We start from the raw sequence: 16019 nt of genomic DNA, 5'->3' as shown, positions 1-16019 counted from the left end.
TGGTGAATGGAAAATGAAAACATTTAAAAAAGTATATATAGAGATTACGAGTGTATGTAATCTGGCCTGCAGTTTCTGCCCGCCAACCCAGCGTGCAAAAGGGCTAATAAAGGTGGAGCAGTTTGAGAAGGTCCTGGACGAAATCAGACCGCATACAAAATACATTTATCTTCATGTGAAGGGGGAGCCGCTGCTGCACCCCCGCATCGATCAATTGTTGGACGCGGCTCATGAGCGCGGCTTTAAAGTAAATATTACGACGAATGGTACACTGATTAAAAAGCAGCGGGAGAAACTGCTCGGTAAGCCTGCACTTCGCCAGATGAACTTCTCTCTACATAGCTTCGATGGGCATGAGGGTTCCGAAAACAGAGAGAAATATTTAGGTGACATTCTGGAATTTGTTCGAGAGGCACGAGAGCATAATGTTATCTTCTCCTACCGATTATGGAATCTGCAGCGACATGACCAGACGGATATAGACCGCCGTAAAAATGCGGAGACACTTGAAGTTTTGGAAAAAGAATACGGGCTTGATTTCAAGATTGAGGAGCGGGTAGAACCTGGAAAAGGCGTAAAAATTGCACCGAATATCTACTTGAATCAGGACCACGAATTTAAGTGGCCAAGCCTGCTAGAGCCAGAGTACACAGGAAAGGGCTTCTGTCATGCCCTGCGCAGCCAGGCAGCTGTGCTGGTGGATGGAACTGTTGTCCCTTGCTGCCTAGACGGAGAAGGGGTCATTAAATTGGGGAACATCAATGAACAGTCATTCTCAGAAATTGTAGAGGGCGAACGAGCAAACAATTTGATAGATGGGTTTTCCCGCCGTGAAGCAGTGGAAGAGCTATGCCGTAAATGCGGCTACCGTCAAAAATTCGGGTGAAAATCTGATATTCCTTATTAGTGAATAAGAGCGGGAAATGTTTCCTATATAACATCGAACATAACAGCCATCTGAAGTTGATAATACCAATTTCAGATGGCTTTATTATTTTACTAAACTAATTCTGCTGTAAAGGAAGGCCATGCCAAAAAAGAAGAGCGGATTTTTTACATACAATGAATCCTTGCATCCAAAGTTATTCATAAAGCCCTTTTGTATATAACGTAACAATAGTTCTCGCTACATGAGCAACGTCTGCATTTTCCCGCCTGATAAGTGAAAATAGCATTTGCTCATTCAAGTGAAACCAGCTCACTGCAACAAGAGCTACATCGAGCTGCCTAGCTAATCCAGCTTGTTGGACATATTGAATATCCTTCATAATTCCATTCACAAAATGCTCCCGGACAGTTTTCCATTTATCTTCAACAATAGAAGAATGCCGGATTGCCTCCTCAATTATAATAAATACCTCCCTATGATCATAGGCGGCTTGTAGAAATTGTTCTGTCTGTTGTTCAATTTTTTCAACAGCTTCATTTACTGAAGTTGGAGTAAACGGGCTGCCTGCAACGATCAGCATCTTCTGGATATATGTATCGATTACTTCACAGAAGAGCGTATCCTTATTTGGAAAATATACATAGGCTGTCCCGTAACCGACATCGGCCTCTGTAATGATATCTTTCATCGTACACTGTTGAAAGCCATACGCTGAAAACATTTTTCGAGCAGCCTCTACTAATTTTTGACGGGTCATTTGAGCCTTGCGTTGCTTATGTTTCATGTCCTGCACCACCTTCATTAGAAGAGTAAATCGAAATTGACATGATGTCAATGACACTGTATCATTTATTTTGAAAATACTGAAAAATAAAAGGGGATTATTATATATGAGTAAAGATACAGCAATTCAACTGGATGAACAGGATCCATTGAAAGCGTACCGCAATGAGTTTTATGTGAAAGAAGGACAGTACTATTTAGACGGCAATTCCCTTGGGTTGATGTCAAAGCGGGCGGAAAAAAAGGTACTGTCATTATTAGAATCATGGAAAGAATACGGTATTGATGGCTGGACGGAGGGAGAACATCCATGGTATTACTTCTCTGAAAAATTGGGGGAAATGTGTGCTCCTTTAGTAGGCGCTAAAATGGAGGAAGTTATTTTAACAGGTTCAACGACGACAAACCTTCATCAATTATTAGCGACTTTTTATAAACCTGAAGGGAAAAAGGTTAAAATCTTAGCAGACGAGCTGAACTTTCCAACCGACTTATATGCTATTACAAGTCATCTAGCTATTCATGGCCATGATGCATCCTATATGAAATTAGTAAAAAGTGAAGACGGCCATTTGCTAAAAGAAGAAGCAATTATAGAAGCAATGACAGAAGATGTCGCATTAGTTATCTTACCAGGAGTCCTTTATCGAAGCGGCCAAGTGCTTGATTTAGCAAAGCTGACGAAAGCTGCCCATGCAAGGGGAATTTTAATTGGTTTTGATTTATGTCACTCAATTGGCTCTATACCGCATCAGCTGCATGAGATTGGTGCCGATTTTGCATTTTGGTGCAATTATAAGCATTTGAACGGTGGCCCGGGTTCTGTAGCAGGAATCTTTGTTCATGAAAAACACTTTGGCACAAGGCCGGGACTTGCCGGCTGGTTCGGTTCGGATAAATCGAAGCAATTTGATTTAACGACTGAAATGACGCCAGCTAATACAGCTGGTGCTTATCAGATCGGAACACCCCATATATTAAGTTTGGCTCCTATCTATGGTTCTTTGGAAATATTCCATGAAGCAGGAATTGAAGCAATTCGGAAAAAGTCTTTACGGCTTACGCAGTTTTTTATTGATTTAATTGATCAGGAGCTGGCAGCGTTTGGCTTTACATTAGGCAGTCCTAAAGACGAAACCCGCGGAGGACATATTTATTTAGTTCATGAGGAAGCAGCCCGCATTTGCAAAGCATTGAAAGAGGCTGGGGTAACACCGGATTTCCGCGCGCCTAATGGGATACGTCTTGCACCAGTAGCGCTATATAATTCCTTTACTGATGTGTGGGAAACCGTACAAATTTTAAAAAGCATTATGGAAAATGAAACATATAAGAAGTTCGAAAATAAACGCGGCGTTATTGCTTAGGTAAGAACTTGCAAGAGGAAAACACAAAGGGGGATTCTACATGGCTGAACGGTCCATTTCAGAATTAGGGGAAAAAATAAAGCAGGAAAAGGGTATCCATACAAATTTTAAGGATGACATGACATACGGGGAATACTTATCGCTGGATCAGATTCTAGGCAGTCAGAACCGGCTTTCCAACCATCATGATGAAATGCTCTTTATCATCATACATCAGGTGAGTGAGTTATGGATGAAGCTTATTCTACATGAAATGAACGGAGCTATTGCTGCTATTCAGCGAGACGAGATGCAGCCTGCGTTTAAAATGCTAGCCAGGGTGTCGAAAATACAGACACAAATTATTCAGGCATGGGATGTGCTGGCAACGATGACACCGGCTGAATATTTAGAGTTCCGAGATGATTTAGGAAAGGCTTCCGGCTTCCAATCTTATCAATATCGTCTCATAGAATTTGCGCTTGGGTATAAATCTTCTCATATTTTAAAAATATACGAGAAAAATCCTTCTCTCTCCGCTATTCTTAAAGAAGCACATCAAGCACCAAGTATTTATGATGTGACAATACAAGCATTAGCGAGAGCAGGCTTGCCAATCAATCCGGAATTGCTGACACGTGATACGAGCATCACGTATGGCGGGGATGAAACGGTTGCGAAAGCCTGGAAAACTGTATATGAAAATGTAAATCAGTACTGGGACCTTTATCAGTTAGGTGAAAAGCTTGTAGATATTGAAGATTGGCTCCAGCAGTGGCGTTTCCGTCATATGAAGACTGTAGAACGAATCATTGGCTTCAAGGTAGGTACAGGCGGCTCATCAGGGGTCAATTATTTACGTCAAGTACTGGATCATCGTTTTTTCCCAGAGCTTTGGGATCTACGTACAGTTTTGTAGAGAGTGGAGGTTTTTGAGTGGAGAAGAGTAAAAATCAGTGGTCAAGCAAATTAGGGTTTGTCTTGGCATCAGCGGGCGCTGCAATCGGCTTGGGCGCCATTTGGAAAATGCCTTATGTTGCCGGTCAAAGCGGCGGCGGCGCATTTTTCCTTGTTTTTATCCTGCTAACATTGTTGATCGGCTTGCCGATGCTGCTGGCTGAATATATCATTGGCCGAAGCACGCAGAAGGAAGCTGTTACAGCTTATAAAATATTAGCCCCGCATGCACCAGCCTGGTCCTGGATCGGCAAGATGGGGATTATCGGCTGTTTTCTACTATTATCGTTTTATAGTGTAGTAGGGGGCTGGATTTTTATCTATAGCGGCGTCTCTGTCGTAGGAAATGTGATCGATCCATCTATTGATCCAGGCGCATTTTTCGGAGACGTGACGGGGACACCATGGATTGTGTTAATTGGATTAGGTCTGTTTACATTAGCAAACGTAGTCGTAATTGCATTAGGGGTCCAGAACGGTATTGAAAAGGCTAATAAGTTCATGATGCCGTTTTTATTTGTCATGTTCTTTATCCTTGTTATACGGGCTGTGACACTGGACGGAGCTATGGAAGGCATTAAGTTTTTCCTGTACCCGGATTTTACGAATATGACCGGTGAGTCCATTTTATATGCCTTAGGGCAGTCCTTCTTCGCATTGGCAGTGGGCTTTTCTTGTTTAGTAACCTATAGTTCCTATTTAAAGAAGGATGTCAGTCTGCCGAATTCTGCCGGGTCTGTTGTGGTGTTAAGCTTATTTGTATCGTTTCTTGCCGGCCTCGCCATTTTCCCAGTTGTATTTGCATTTGATATGGAAGTTGCCAGTGGCCCGCCGTTGTTATTTATGGTATTGCCGGCAGCATTTTCACAAATGCCATTTGGTGAAGTATTTCTAGCGATGTTTCTTATTCTTTTCTTGTTTGCTACATTGACATCATCTTTCAGTATGTATGAGATCATTGTTGCAGCGGTGGTGGAAAAATGGCATATTTCACGTGGAAAGCTGACGGTGATAATCGGTGTTCTTGTTTTTATTGCTTCTATCCCCTCAGCCCTGACGTATAGTACGCTGGCAGATGTCTCGATATTTGGCCGTAATATTTTTGATGCGACAGATTTTATCGTCTCTAACGTCATTTTGCCATTAGGTAACTTACTGATTGCCATATTCCTTGCGTATGTGATGGATAAACATCTTGTGAAACAGGAGCTTCTCCAGGGCAGCGGGATGAAAGAAAAGTATTTCAATATATTTTATTTTTTAATGAGGTATGTTGTTCCGATTGTCATTATCGTCGTTTTAGGTTATTCCATCATTCAATATTAAGAGGTGCGATATGTGGATTGATATTACGCAGACTTTGAAAAAAGGTATACCAAACTGGCCGGGAGATACACCCTTTTCATTTGAGGTTTCGTATTCTAAAGAGCAGACAGGGTCGGTCAATATCGGGAAAATGGAGACATCTCTCCATACAGGCACCCACGCTGATGCACCTTTTCATTTTGACTCAGCAGCCCCAACAATCGAGCTGCTTGACGTGAATTTGTTTATCGGGGATGCATACGTTGTGGATTGTGTAGGAGTACGGGAAATTGGTCCAGAGCATATTAATGCTGTTGATTTACAAGGAGCGCCTCGCTTGCTGCTAAAAACTATTCCTTCGATCAGCGGCACATTTCCTATAGATATTCCAGTTATTAAGCCGGAGCTTGCCGGTTACCTGAAGAAGCACGGGATCTTTTTAATTGGGGTCGATAACCCTTCTGTTGACCCTGTTGATAGCAAACAAGTGGCTGCACATCATGCGCTCTATCAGCATGGTATTACCATTGTAGAAGGATTGGTACTGGAGCATGTTGACCCTGGCTTATATGATTTTATTGGTTTGCCGTTAAAAGTAGAGGGGGCGGACGGTGCTCCTATCCGAGCTGTCATCCGGAAAAAGTAAAAGCTGGTCTGAGCGTCCTTGCGGCGGCTCGGGCCGGCTTTTTTAATACCTCTTCCGGTACATAGAAAGTAAAGACTTTAACAGCGATTTAATGAACAAGGAAAGAGGCTATCCAGTTAATGGATAGCCTCTTGATTTCATTCTATCCTTCATCAAATTAAAACTGTCTCGCCTTGGCCTCAGATCTCAATAATTGGTTATGGAGAGAAACCTCTGTTTCGCCATTTACCTGAGATTTTGAATGCTTTATTCTCGTCCAGTTCTGGTGGATCTTCTGAGATTTTGGATCTAATTGGTCCTTCTTGCTCATCGGTATCTCCTCCTTGTTGATGTTTGGACATCCTTGAATGAAACCTCAGTTAGTATGGTCCCAATTTTGGCCTTTATTCATAGAGAATCACATCTTGGGCAGTGATACTACGGCAAGTCCCATGAGCTGTTGGGAAACGAACAGGTATTTAATAGGTTAGAGAAGCCTCATCTAGAGGTGCCTGAAAGAAAGTTACCGTCATCTGGTCGCTATCATATAGGCACCAGTCTCGTGATTCTACGACCGCACCTACATTGATTTCATATGTATGACCATCTCCTACATGAATTGGTTGATTGTATTCGACTGTTGTCCGTACATTTTTTATGTAAATGGCGGCACGGTGACTATGTCCAAAAAATAAAAGCGGTGTATCATATACCGGAAAGCTTGGCTCAAACTTTTCGTTCCAGCCAAATTGATGGCCATGAAGCAAAGTAGCTCTTTCAATAAGGAGTTTTTCCTCATATAAGAGAAATTCCCTTTTTCCTGTTACGTGAGCAATCCGCTCTTCCTGATTGCCTATGATAGAAGGAAAGGTAAGGAGCTTTGTAAATTTCTTTTGAAATACAGCTGCTTCTTTCAGTGGCAGATAGTTTGTCAAAGACTTTAATTTCTTTTTGCCGATTTTACATTCAAATAAATCTCCTAAACCAATAATTTGGGCGTTCGGAGCTGTTTCTTTTATATGTTTTAATACAGCTTTAGTGTTGTGATAATGAGAGTGTAAATCTCCCAGCAACGCATATTGCATATAGTTATCCTCCTTTTCTCTCTTTAATTATAGTAAAAAAGGCAGCTAATAAATCATCCTTTTATTGTAAAGTGATGGAATTTTCATTGCCATGAATAGGCATTCATTGTTAAAATGTTGATAAGTTTAAATTTTCTGATTTCAGAGGGGTTGGCTGAGGAATGGGGAACTTATTTACAGAAGAACATGAAATGTTTCGTAAATCACTACGAAAAATGCTGGATAAGGAAGCATATCCTTATTTTGAAGAATGGGAAGAAAAACGGGATGTTCCCCGTGCGTTTTGGCGCAAGCTTGGGGAAAATGGTTTCTTATGCCCCATGATCAGCGAAGAGAACGGCGGTCTAGGGTTGGATTTTGGCTACTCTATGATTTTAACAGAGGAGCTGGAGCGTGTCGGGGCTGGATTAGCAAGTGGAATTGTACTGCATTCAGATATCGTGACCCCCTATATAGAAGCATATGGCACTGAGGAGCAAAAGCGGCGTTGGCTGCCAAAAAGTGTAACAGGTGAACTGATTTCGGCAGTAGCTATGACGGAGCCCGGTGCTGGTTCAGACTTAGCAGGAATTAGTACAACGGCCAGGAAAGAAGGGGACTACTATATTCTGAATGGCGAAAAGACCTTTATTACGAACGGAATCAACGCTGATTATGTAGTAGTTGTTTGTAAAACTGACCCGCAGGCGACTCCTGCCTATAAAGGAATCAGTCTTCTTGTTGTGGAAGCAGGAACACCGGGGTTTAAAAAGGGGAAAAAGCTCGATAAAATCGGTATGCATTCGGCAGATACAGGAGAACTCATCTTCGAAGATGCAAGGGTGCCTGCTGAAAATCTCTTAGGAGAAGAAGGTAAGGGTTTTTATTACTTGATGGATAAACTGCAGCAGGAACGTCTCATCGTAGCGGTTGAGGTGCAGATTGAGGCAGAAGAAATGCTGAGGCTGACAACGAATTATGTCAAGGAACGAAAGGCATTCGGCAGCCGCATAGCAGACTTTCAAAACACCCAGTTCAAACTGGCAGAAATGGCAACGGAAATCGATATTGGCCGTACATATATAAATTCTTTAGCTGCTAAGCATATCGCAGGTGAAGAAATCGTCAAAGAGGTATCGATGGCTAAGTGGTGGATTAGTGAAATGGCCAAACGTGTGGCAAGTGAATGTCTGCAGCTTCACGGCGGCTATGGTTATATGGAGGAATACGAGATTGCCCGCCGCTATCGGGATATTCCCGTTGCAGCGATTTATGCAGGTACAACTGAGATTATGAAAGGCATCATTGCAAAACAGATTCTAAAATAGATAAGCTTGTAGACTGGTAAGAATGTAAGAGAATTGAAGGCTTTAAATTAGGGGAGGGCTTCAAATGTTTATGACAAATGTATTAACACAGCATGCGCTCGACAGACCAGAAGAAACGGCAATTATATTTGAGGGCAATGAGTGGACATATCGTGATCTCTATCAGAATGCGAAGAAAATCGCAGGCTATCTGCAAAGCCGCGGCTATCAAAAGGGGGATATTATCGCTCAGTTTATGCTGAACTCAGATCTATTCATGGCCATCTACTATGGTGTGCAGATGGCAGGGTGTACGGTAATGCCAGTCAATACGAAGCTTGCGGCTCCGGAAGTGGATTATATTTTCATGCATTCGGAGGCAAAGGTACTTTTCTATGATGATGCCATTGCTCAAACGCTTGAGGCGACGAACTATCATTTTAAAGAAGAGCTGAACCTGCAGGATATACGTTCTATTTTAGAGGAAGATTCTTCAACAGGCGATGATTTCATCTCCCTGGAGGCTGATGATACGGCGGTCGTTATGTATACATCTGGCACTACCGGCAAACCAAAGGGCGTTATGCTGTCACATCGCAATATATACGAAACAGCAGAAATTTGGTCAGAATCCATGAATATGACACACGAAGATCGTATGTATATTTGTACACCATTATTTCATTGTGCAGGCAGCCATGTGTTTGCTGTGCCGACAATGTACCGAGGCGGAACCGTTATTATTGCTGAAAGCTTTTCTCCTGATCAAACACTTGCGCATTTAGTGGATACATCTGCGACAATTTTCTTTGGTGTGCCGGCAATGTATACAATCCTTCTGAATAAACCTGAACTAAAGATGTATAATTTCGAACATCTCCGACTGTTTTGCTATGGGGCCGCGCCAATGCCATATGAGCTGGTGAAACAGTTAAAAGAGGCCTTTCCTAAAGTGGCGGTACAAAACTTATATGGTCAGACAGAAAATACACCCGCAGCTACCTCGCTGCTTGATGATGCAGCGCTAACCAAAATCGGATCCGTTGGAAAACCGCTTGCGAGAACGGAAGTGAAGCTTGTGGATGCTGAAGGGGAGAAGGTGCCTGTTGGAAAAGTAGGAGAAATCTGTGTACGCGGGCCTCAGGTAATGAAAGGGTACTTGCGGAATCCTGAAGAAACGTCTGCAGCAATCCGCAATGGCTGGCTGTATTCAGGAGACTTGGGCCGCTTTGATGAAGAAGGGTATCTTTACATCGTAGACCGCAAAAAGGATATGATTATCCGAGGCGGGGAGAACATTTATCCGATTGAAATTGAAGAAGTCCTTTATCAAATACCAGAAATTCTAGAGGCAGCAGTGGTTGGCGTTCCACATAAAATCTATGGGGAAGTGGCCAAGGCCTTTGTTGTTTTAAAGGATGGAGTATCGTTGGTAGAAGAAGATATTTTACAATATGCAAGAACCCAGCTGGCCAAATATAAAGTGCCTGCGGAAATCGAATTTATTAGTAGTCTGCCGCGTAATGCTTCTGGAAAAGTACTGAAGCATACATTGCGCCCAACACAAAATGTCTAAATAAGCAAAGGGGATTTGAGAGTATGGCAAATGTATATATAGTAGATGGAGCAAGAACTGCCTTTGCAGCATTCGGCGGTTCATTCGCAGGAGTAGATGCTGTGCAGCTTGGGACAGCAACAGCAGTAGAAGCATTAAAGCGTTCTGGAGTGAAGCCGGAACAGGTTGATCATGTTGTATATGGCGGGGTCATTACAACAGGACCGAACTCAGCATATTTAGCGAGACATATCGGATTGTATGCCGGTGTACCACAGGAAGTGCCCGCGCTCACGCAAAACCGCCTCTGTGGTTCGGGTATGCAATCTGTCGTGACTGCTGCTCAGCAAATCCTTCTTAGGGAAGCGGACGTCGTGCTGGCTGGCGGTGCGGAAAATATGTCACAGTCCCCATATTCAAATTTTGAACAGCGCTTCGGCGGCTCCAAGATGGGAGATATGAAATTCATTGATATGCTATCAGCAACATTGACAGATCAATATACAGGAAGCGGTATGGGAATGACTGCTGAAAAACTATCGGAACAGTACGGCATTACCCGCTCAGAGCAGGATGAATTTGCCCTCCTGTCCCATGCCCGTGCAGCGGCAGCCCGTGAAGCTGGGAAGTTTAAAGAGGAAATCGTACCGGTCACAATACAAACACGTAAAGGTGAAGTAACGATTGATACCGATGAGCATATTAAAGAAGGCGGTACATTGGAGGCTCTTACGAAGCTCCGTCCAGCATTTAAAAAAGACGGTACGGTAACCGCGGCTAATGCTTCTGGTATTAATGACGGAGCTGCTTCCATTGTTGTGGCAAGCGAACATTTTGTCGAGGAAAACGGGCTGAAGCCGATTGCCCGAATTGTATCTTGGGGCATAGCTGGTGTTGACCCTACTGTAATGGGAATTGGTCCTGTCCCTGCCATCAAGCAGGCATTAGAGCGCGCCAATCTACAACTGGAAGATTTAGATGTAGTAGAGGTAAATGAAGCGTTCGCAGCGCAATATTTGGCGGTGGAAAAAGAACTACGCCTAAATCGTGAAAAGACAAACGTTAATGGCGGCGCAATTGCACTTGGCCATCCGGTTGGTGCGAGCGGTACTCGAGTCATCCTTAGCGCGGCGTACGAATTAAAGCGCAGAGGCGGCAAATATGCGGCAGCGAGCCTATGTATCGGCGGAGGGCAAGGAATCGCCTTAATTATTGAATCCGTTTAATTTTAGAGACTCTTGGAAAATAGAAGATAATTATTTGATAGCAAAGCTAGCATGATCAGGTATGATCATGCTAGTTTTTTATTTCTTTCCCTTATGAAATTTGCAATACTTTCCGCGTGACCGTAGTATAAAATGTGATAAACTAAACTTTAACGAAATTAAAATCAAAGCGAGTTGAATAGATAATGGTAGCAAAAGAACAACCATTTTTACCAATATTATTAGGTTCCGATATGAACGCCTATGGCATGGCACGTGCTTTTTATGAAGCGTACGGTTTAAAACCAGTTGTACTAGGCCGTTCTCATCTGACACCTACACAGGACAGCCGTATTTTACATTTTCAGCAAATTGAGGACCTTAACAGTCAAGAAGTATTCGTGGGAGCAATGGAAAAGGTAGCAGCACAGTATCCTGACAAAAAATTACTGCTTTTAGCTTGTGGAGATGATTATGCGAAACTGATCATCAAAAATAAGCCGGCATTGCAGCAATGGTTTACTGTCCCGTATATTGATGAGTCTCTAATGGATCAAATCCTACTAAAGGAAAACTTCTATAATATGTGTGAGAAATATGGTTTTAAATATCCGGGGACAACGACAGTTACAGCTGAAAATTATGAATCTTTCACACCGCCTTTCGATTACCCGATTATCTTAAAAGCGTCCAATTCCGTTGAGTACTGGGCTTGTAAATTCCCGGGAAAAAAGAAGGTGTTCATAGCCCATGATGAGGCGGAAAAAACGGCTATTTTAAAAGCAATTTACAGCTCTACATATCAGGATACAATGATTGTGCAGGAATTCATTCCGGGTGACGATTCCTATATGCGCGTATTGAATGCATATGTAGGGAAAGATGGAAAAGTGAAATTAATGTGTCTTGGCAATCCGATTCTAGAGGAGCATTCCCCTGAAGGAATCGGTAGTTATGCAGCTATTATCACAACATATGATAAGGAATTGATGGATCAGGTCCGATTCTTCCTGGAGGATATCGGCTATACAGGGTTTGCGAATTTCGATATGAAGTATGATGTACGTGATAAACAGTACAAGCTGTTTGAAATCAATCTACGTAACGGCCGTTCAAGCTACTATGTGACGGCAGCGGGTTATAACTTGATGAAATATGTAGCAGATGACCATATGCTTGATATCAAGCAAAACATCACATATGCGGATAACGAACATCTGTGGATGGTTATTCCAAAGGGAGTATTATTTAAATATGCTTCCAATGAAAAATTGAAGTTAAAGGCGAAAAGCCTGATTCGCGAAGGGAAATATACGAATTCGCTGTTCTTCAATCAGGATATGAATGCGAAACGCTGGACTAAATTAACGTTAAATAGTTTAAACTATTACCGTAAATACAAAAAATACTTCAATAATAAAGGTCTGTCTGAATAAATGAAAAAAGTTCTAGGAATTATAGGCGGCGTTGGTCCGCTAGCAACAATGCTGATCGGTGAGATGATTGTGCGCCGTACAAAAGCAAAAAAAGATCAGGAACATATTCATACAATCATCGATAATGATACATCAATTCCAGATCGTACGGCATATATATTGGGTGATTCAAAAGAAAATCCAATGCCTTATTTAGCGCGTGATGCCAAAAAGCTTGCGGAATATGGTGCAGGTGTTATTTGTATTCCCTGCAATACTGCCCATTCATTTTATGAGGAGCTTCAGCAGGCATCGCCGGTCCCAGTACTTCATATGATTCGGGAAACGGCAAAACGTGCGAAGAATTTAGGGGCCAATCGGGTCGGTATTTTAGCAACAGATGGGACATTGATGGCTGGGGTGTATCAAACAGCCTTGGAGGAACAAGGGTTGACCACAGTCCTCCCTAAACCGGATATCCAAAAGCAGGTTATGTCCGTCATTTATGATTATGTAAAGGCTGGGCATGATGTGACAGAAGAAATATGGGCACCGATCGAGCGGGCTATGGAAGGGTGCGATTTCGTGGTGCTAGGCTGTACAGAACTCTCTATTGTCAATAAAGAGTTAAAGCTTGGAAATCATTATATTGACTCATTGTCTGTACTTGCAGAAGCGGCTATTACAGCGTGCGGATACGAGGTATGCGCAAACGAGCATAAGGTATTTTCAACCGAATAAGTTTCGTAAAGACCTGTCGTCAAGGCAGGTCTTTTGCTACGTATATGTGTTACACTAAACTCAAGTAAACAAAGGTAGGTATAAATAATGTCAGTTATTCAACTATTAAATGAAACACTACAGAAAAAATGGCAATTTGATTCTGAAATGAAAATACAACAAGAAATGATTCCAGCGATGCTGGACGGTAAAGATATCGTCGCAGAATCACCGACAGGTTCCGGAAAGACGCTTGCTTATGTACTGCCGATCCTTAATAAGGTAGATGGTGCAAAAAAACAGACGCAAGCTTTGATTGTGGCCCCGTCTCAAGAACTGGCAATGCAAATTGTAGAAGTAATCCGTGAGTGGACAGCAGATACTGATATTACTGTACAGCAGCTGATTGGCGGTGCTAACTCGGCACGCCAAATTGAAAAGCTAAAGAAAAAGCCGACCATTGTTGTTGGAACACCAGGTCGTTTGAATGAGCTCGCACGCAGTGGCAAGCTGAAGCTGAAAGAAATTGAAACAATTGTACTTGATGAATGTGACCAGCTGCTGAGCCGGGAATATCGTGTAGTTGTGAAATCATTCATCGATGGCTCTGCCTGGGGGCGCCAAGTTGTCGTCGTTTCTGCGACAATTACAGAGGAAATCGAGCTTGTAGCAGAACGAATGATGTTGGAACCGCTGCGTATTAAAATCAAGCCCGAGGATATGGTAAAGGTAGGAAAGGTGGTGCATTCCTTCGTAAAAGTTGAGGAACGAGATAAAACGGATTTACTGCGTCGTCTATCTAACCTAGAAGAAATGCATGGTCTAGCTTTCGTCAATAATATCGATCAAGTGTTAATGAAAGAAACAAAGCTGAAATATAAGGATGCACCGATTGTTACCCTTCATTCTGATATGAAAAAGGAAGAACGAAAGAAAGCGCTAGATGCATTCCGTAAAGGGGAAGCGCGTATTTTAATTGCTACGGATATTGCGGCGCGGGGGCTTGATATTGCAGGCTTAACACACGTTATTCACGTAGATGTACCACGTACAATCGAGCAGTATCTTCACCGCTCCGGACGGACAGGCCGCGCAGGAGCAGATGGGGAGATATTGACGCTTCTTTCTTACAAAGACGAGAAAACATATAAAAAATGGACGCGTGAGCTTTCGCAGAAACCGGTCCAAAAAATCTGGACGCAAGGCACGCTTATTGAAGGGAATTCAAAAACAATAGAGAAGACCCCAAAGAAGGACAATGGCAAAGAGGACAAGGAACCTATGAAGAAACCGTACAAGGCAAAGGACGGTAAGGGAAAAGCAAAAAGAACATTTAAAAAGGGGAAGTAATGGATGACATTTGAGGAGAAATTGTCTGCGTTTGCAGAACTGGCTGTAAAGGTTGGAGTAAATATTCAAAAGGGGCAGTATCTTTTAATCAACACCTCGACAGATACGCTTCCGTTTACGCGCGAATTGGTGAAGAAGGCATATGAAGCTGGAGCAGGGCGGGTGCATGTCAATTTGACGGATGATGTATTTGAACGTGCCTTTTTCGAAAATGCGACAGTAGAGGAGCTTGAAAAATTCCCGCGCTGGATTGTTGAGCAGCGCCAGGAGCTCATCGACCGCAATGGGGCATTTTTATGGATTGACGCAGCAGATCCAGATTTGTTAAAGGGTATCGATGTTAAAAAGATATCGACTCATCAAAAAGCAGCTGGTGCAGCGCTTGCAGGATATCGGAAGGCTGTCATGAATGATAATGTAGCATGGTCTATCGTGGCGGTACCTTCTTCGGATTGGGCAGCAAAGGTATTCCCGCAATTGCCCAAAGAAGAGCAGGTAGATGCCTTATGGGAAGCGATCTTCCAAACAGTACGTATTGGCGGCGGTGATGCCGTAAAAGCTTGGCGTGAGCATGTAGCAAACCTGGAGCAGCGGGCAGCAATGCTAAATGAAAAGCGTTATAAAAAATTGCATTATAAAGCACCAGGAACAGACTTGACGATTGAATTACCGGATAAGCACCTATGGCTGACAGGTGGAAGTAAATCTCCCCAAGGTGTAACTTTCATTGCCAATATGCCGACCGAAGAGGTATATACTATGCCTGCAAAATACGGAGTAAACGGCACTGTTGCTAATACAAAGCCGCTTGCCTATAAAGGAAACATTATTGATCAGTTTTCTTTAACATTTGAGAATGGAAAAATTATTAAGGCTCATGCTGAGGTAGGAAATGACCTGCTGCAGCAGCTGATTACAGCAGATGAGGGGTCTAGCTATTTAGGAGAAGTGGCTCTTGTTCCACATGAGTCACCAATTTCTTCTTCGAATATCTTGTACTACAATACGTTGTTTGACGAAAATGCCTCCAACCATCTAGCTATTGGGGAAGCGTATCCTACTTGCTATGAAGGAGGGCGTGCACTAGAGGAAGGACAGCTTGAAGCACTTGGTATTAATACATCCATTACGCATGAAGATTTTATGATCGGCAGCGCTGAGATGGACATTGACGGAGAGTTGGCTGATGGAACAATGGAGCCGATTTTCCGTAAAGGAAGCTGGGCATTTTAACTTCTTCTACACAAGTCTTCGGGTCCTGTAAATAAAAGGGTGAATACAAATCCAAATATCTTTTCAGCCGGACAGCGTTTAAGGAGGAAGTTGGTTTAGGTTTGTTATATTAAACAGACAACGAACCTGAACCGCACTCTATCGGTCCAAGTGTGAAACCAAACCTATAAGCTCGGTGTCACTGAGCATATGAAAGCTGCTGTCATTTGCAACTGATAGAAAAGCATATGAAGGAAAATACTTTAGATAAAACCAAAGGGAGGGA

General features: G+C 42.7%; 15 protein-coding genes. 12 read left to right on the top strand and 3 right to left on the bottom strand.

Annotated elements, in window-relative coordinates; translation table 11 throughout:
* The first annotated feature begins 13 nt into the window (after nt 1–13).
* Nucleotides 14–886 carry a radical SAM/SPASM domain-containing protein gene (locus AA0Y26_RS19560; protein ID WP_413363685.1) on the top strand — a complete coding sequence of 291 codons (873 nt, stop codon included), beginning with the start codon at nt 14–16 and terminating at the stop codon, nt 884–886.
* Nucleotides 887–1082: 196 nt separating this feature from the next.
* Here the strand turns inward: AA0Y26_RS19560 and AA0Y26_RS19555 are convergent, their stop codons facing one another.
* Nucleotides 1083–1673: a TetR/AcrR family transcriptional regulator gene (locus AA0Y26_RS19555; RefSeq protein ID WP_413363684.1), complete on the bottom strand. Its 591-nt coding sequence runs from the start codon at nt 1671–1673 to the stop codon at nt 1083–1085.
* 106 nt (nt 1674–1779) lie between these two features.
* On the opposite strand from AA0Y26_RS19555, the gene kynU reads away from it, so the two are divergent.
* From kynU to kynB, 4 genes are read left to right on the top strand one after another with little or no spacing between them, the layout of a single operon-like run.
* A complete protein-coding gene (gene kynU, locus AA0Y26_RS19550; protein ID WP_413363683.1) occupies nt 1780–3039 on the top strand; it encodes a kynureninase in 1260 nt (419 codons plus the stop codon).
* A 40-nt stretch (nt 3040–3079) separates the two neighbouring features.
* On the top strand, nt 3080–3937 hold the full coding sequence (gene kynA / locus AA0Y26_RS19545; RefSeq protein WP_413363682.1) for a tryptophan 2,3-dioxygenase: 858 nt from the start codon (nt 3080–3082) through the stop codon (nt 3935–3937).
* Nucleotides 3938–3954: 17 nt separating this feature from the next.
* Nucleotides 3955–5301, top strand: coding sequence for a sodium-dependent transporter (locus AA0Y26_RS19540; RefSeq protein WP_413363681.1), 1347 nt, complete (start codon nt 3955–3957; stop codon nt 5299–5301).
* A 10-nt stretch (nt 5302–5311) separates the two neighbouring features.
* Nucleotides 5312–5926, top strand: a complete 615-nt coding sequence (gene kynB, locus AA0Y26_RS19535; RefSeq protein WP_413363680.1) for an arylformamidase — start codon at nt 5312–5314, stop codon at nt 5924–5926.
* Nucleotides 5927–6083: 157 nt separating this feature from the next.
* On the opposite strand, the gene AA0Y26_RS19530 is transcribed toward kynB, so the two are convergent.
* Together AA0Y26_RS19530 and AA0Y26_RS19525 are read right to left on the bottom strand one after the other, a co-directional pair.
* Nucleotides 6084–6236, bottom strand: coding sequence for a YpzG family protein (locus tag AA0Y26_RS19530; RefSeq protein WP_413363679.1), 153 nt, complete (start codon nt 6234–6236; stop codon nt 6084–6086).
* 148 nt (nt 6237–6384) lie between these two features.
* Entirely contained in the window at nt 6385–6990 is a 606-nt protein-coding gene (locus tag AA0Y26_RS19525; RefSeq protein ID WP_413363678.1) for a metallophosphoesterase family protein, read from the bottom strand.
* Nucleotides 6991–7151: 161 nt separating this feature from the next.
* On the opposite strand from AA0Y26_RS19525, the gene AA0Y26_RS19520 reads away from it, so the two are divergent.
* The 7 genes from AA0Y26_RS19520 (at nt 7152) to AA0Y26_RS19490 (ending at nt 15754) form a co-directional block, all read left to right on the top strand.
* The gene (locus tag AA0Y26_RS19520) at nt 7152–8297 is read left to right on the top strand and encodes an acyl-CoA dehydrogenase family protein (protein ID WP_413363677.1); all 1146 of its coding nucleotides are present in this window, start codon (nt 7152–7154) and stop codon (nt 8295–8297) included.
* 64 nt (nt 8298–8361) lie between these two features.
* On the top strand, nt 8362–9852 hold the full coding sequence (locus tag AA0Y26_RS19515) for a class I adenylate-forming enzyme family protein (RefSeq protein ID WP_413363676.1): 1491 nt from the start codon (nt 8362–8364) through the stop codon (nt 9850–9852).
* Between the two features lie 23 nt (nt 9853–9875).
* Nucleotides 9876–11057 carry an acetyl-CoA C-acetyltransferase gene (locus AA0Y26_RS19510; protein WP_413363675.1) on the top strand — a complete coding sequence of 394 codons (1182 nt, stop codon included), beginning with the start codon at nt 9876–9878 and terminating at the stop codon, nt 11055–11057.
* 185 nt (nt 11058–11242) lie between these two features.
* On the top strand, nt 11243–12472 hold the full coding sequence (locus AA0Y26_RS19505; protein WP_413363674.1) for an ATP-grasp domain-containing protein: 1230 nt from the start codon (nt 11243–11245) through the stop codon (nt 12470–12472).
* Nucleotides 12473–13192: an aspartate/glutamate racemase family protein gene (locus tag AA0Y26_RS19500; protein WP_413363673.1), complete on the top strand. Its 720-nt coding sequence runs from the start codon at nt 12473–12475 to the stop codon at nt 13190–13192.
* Between the two features lie 87 nt (nt 13193–13279).
* Complete coding sequence (locus AA0Y26_RS19495) at nt 13280–14521, top strand: DEAD/DEAH box helicase (protein WP_413363672.1); 1242 nt, start codon at nt 13280–13282, stop codon at nt 14519–14521.
* A gap of 3 nt (nt 14522–14524) precedes the next feature.
* Nucleotides 14525–15754, top strand: coding sequence for an aminopeptidase (locus AA0Y26_RS19490; RefSeq protein WP_413363671.1), 1230 nt, complete (start codon nt 14525–14527; stop codon nt 15752–15754).
* Nucleotides 15755–16019 lie beyond the last annotated feature (265 nt).

The sequence above is a fragment of the Lysinibacillus canaveralius genome, from assembly GCF_047301505.1.
In the GTDB taxonomy this organism is placed as follows: Bacteria; Bacillota; Bacilli; order Bacillales_A; family Planococcaceae; genus Lysinibacillus_B.
Note: the sequence above shows the minus strand (reverse complement) of the source record. Positions and strands in the feature narration are given on the sequence as shown.

What these genes read in the sequence shown, in the direction of transcription:
- kynU (WP_413363683.1), top strand. Translation starts at nt 1,780, where the DNA reads ATGAGTAAAGATACAGCAATTCAACTGGATGAACAGGATCCATTGAAA.
- AA0Y26_RS19525 (WP_413363678.1), bottom strand. Translation starts at nt 6,990, where the DNA reads ATGCAATATGCGTTGCTGGGAGATTTACACTCTCATTATCACAACACT.
- AA0Y26_RS19555 (WP_413363684.1), bottom strand. Translation starts at nt 1,673, where the DNA reads ATGAAACATAAGCAACGCAAGGCTCAAATGACCCGTCAAAAATTAGTA.
- AA0Y26_RS19520 (WP_413363677.1), top strand. Translation starts at nt 7,152, where the DNA reads ATGGGGAACTTATTTACAGAAGAACATGAAATGTTTCGTAAATCACTA.
- kynB (WP_413363680.1), top strand. Translation starts at nt 5,312, where the DNA reads ATGTGGATTGATATTACGCAGACTTTGAAAAAAGGTATACCAAACTGG.
- AA0Y26_RS19530 (WP_413363679.1), bottom strand. Translation starts at nt 6,236, where the DNA reads ATGAGCAAGAAGGACCAATTAGATCCAAAATCTCAGAAGATCCACCAG.
- AA0Y26_RS19510 (WP_413363675.1), top strand. Translation starts at nt 9,876, where the DNA reads ATGGCAAATGTATATATAGTAGATGGAGCAAGAACTGCCTTTGCAGCA.
- AA0Y26_RS19490 (WP_413363671.1), top strand. Translation starts at nt 14,525, where the DNA reads ATGACATTTGAGGAGAAATTGTCTGCGTTTGCAGAACTGGCTGTAAAG.
- AA0Y26_RS19505 (WP_413363674.1), top strand. Translation starts at nt 11,243, where the DNA reads ATGGTAGCAAAAGAACAACCATTTTTACCAATATTATTAGGTTCCGAT.
- AA0Y26_RS19500 (WP_413363673.1), top strand. Translation starts at nt 12,473, where the DNA reads ATGAAAAAAGTTCTAGGAATTATAGGCGGCGTTGGTCCGCTAGCAACA.
- AA0Y26_RS19515 (WP_413363676.1), top strand. Translation starts at nt 8,362, where the DNA reads ATGTTTATGACAAATGTATTAACACAGCATGCGCTCGACAGACCAGAA.
- AA0Y26_RS19560 (WP_413363685.1), top strand. Translation starts at nt 14, where the DNA reads ATGAAAACATTTAAAAAAGTATATATAGAGATTACGAGTGTATGTAAT.
- kynA (WP_413363682.1), top strand. Translation starts at nt 3,080, where the DNA reads ATGGCTGAACGGTCCATTTCAGAATTAGGGGAAAAAATAAAGCAGGAA.
- AA0Y26_RS19495 (WP_413363672.1), top strand. Translation starts at nt 13,280, where the DNA reads ATGTCAGTTATTCAACTATTAAATGAAACACTACAGAAAAAATGGCAA.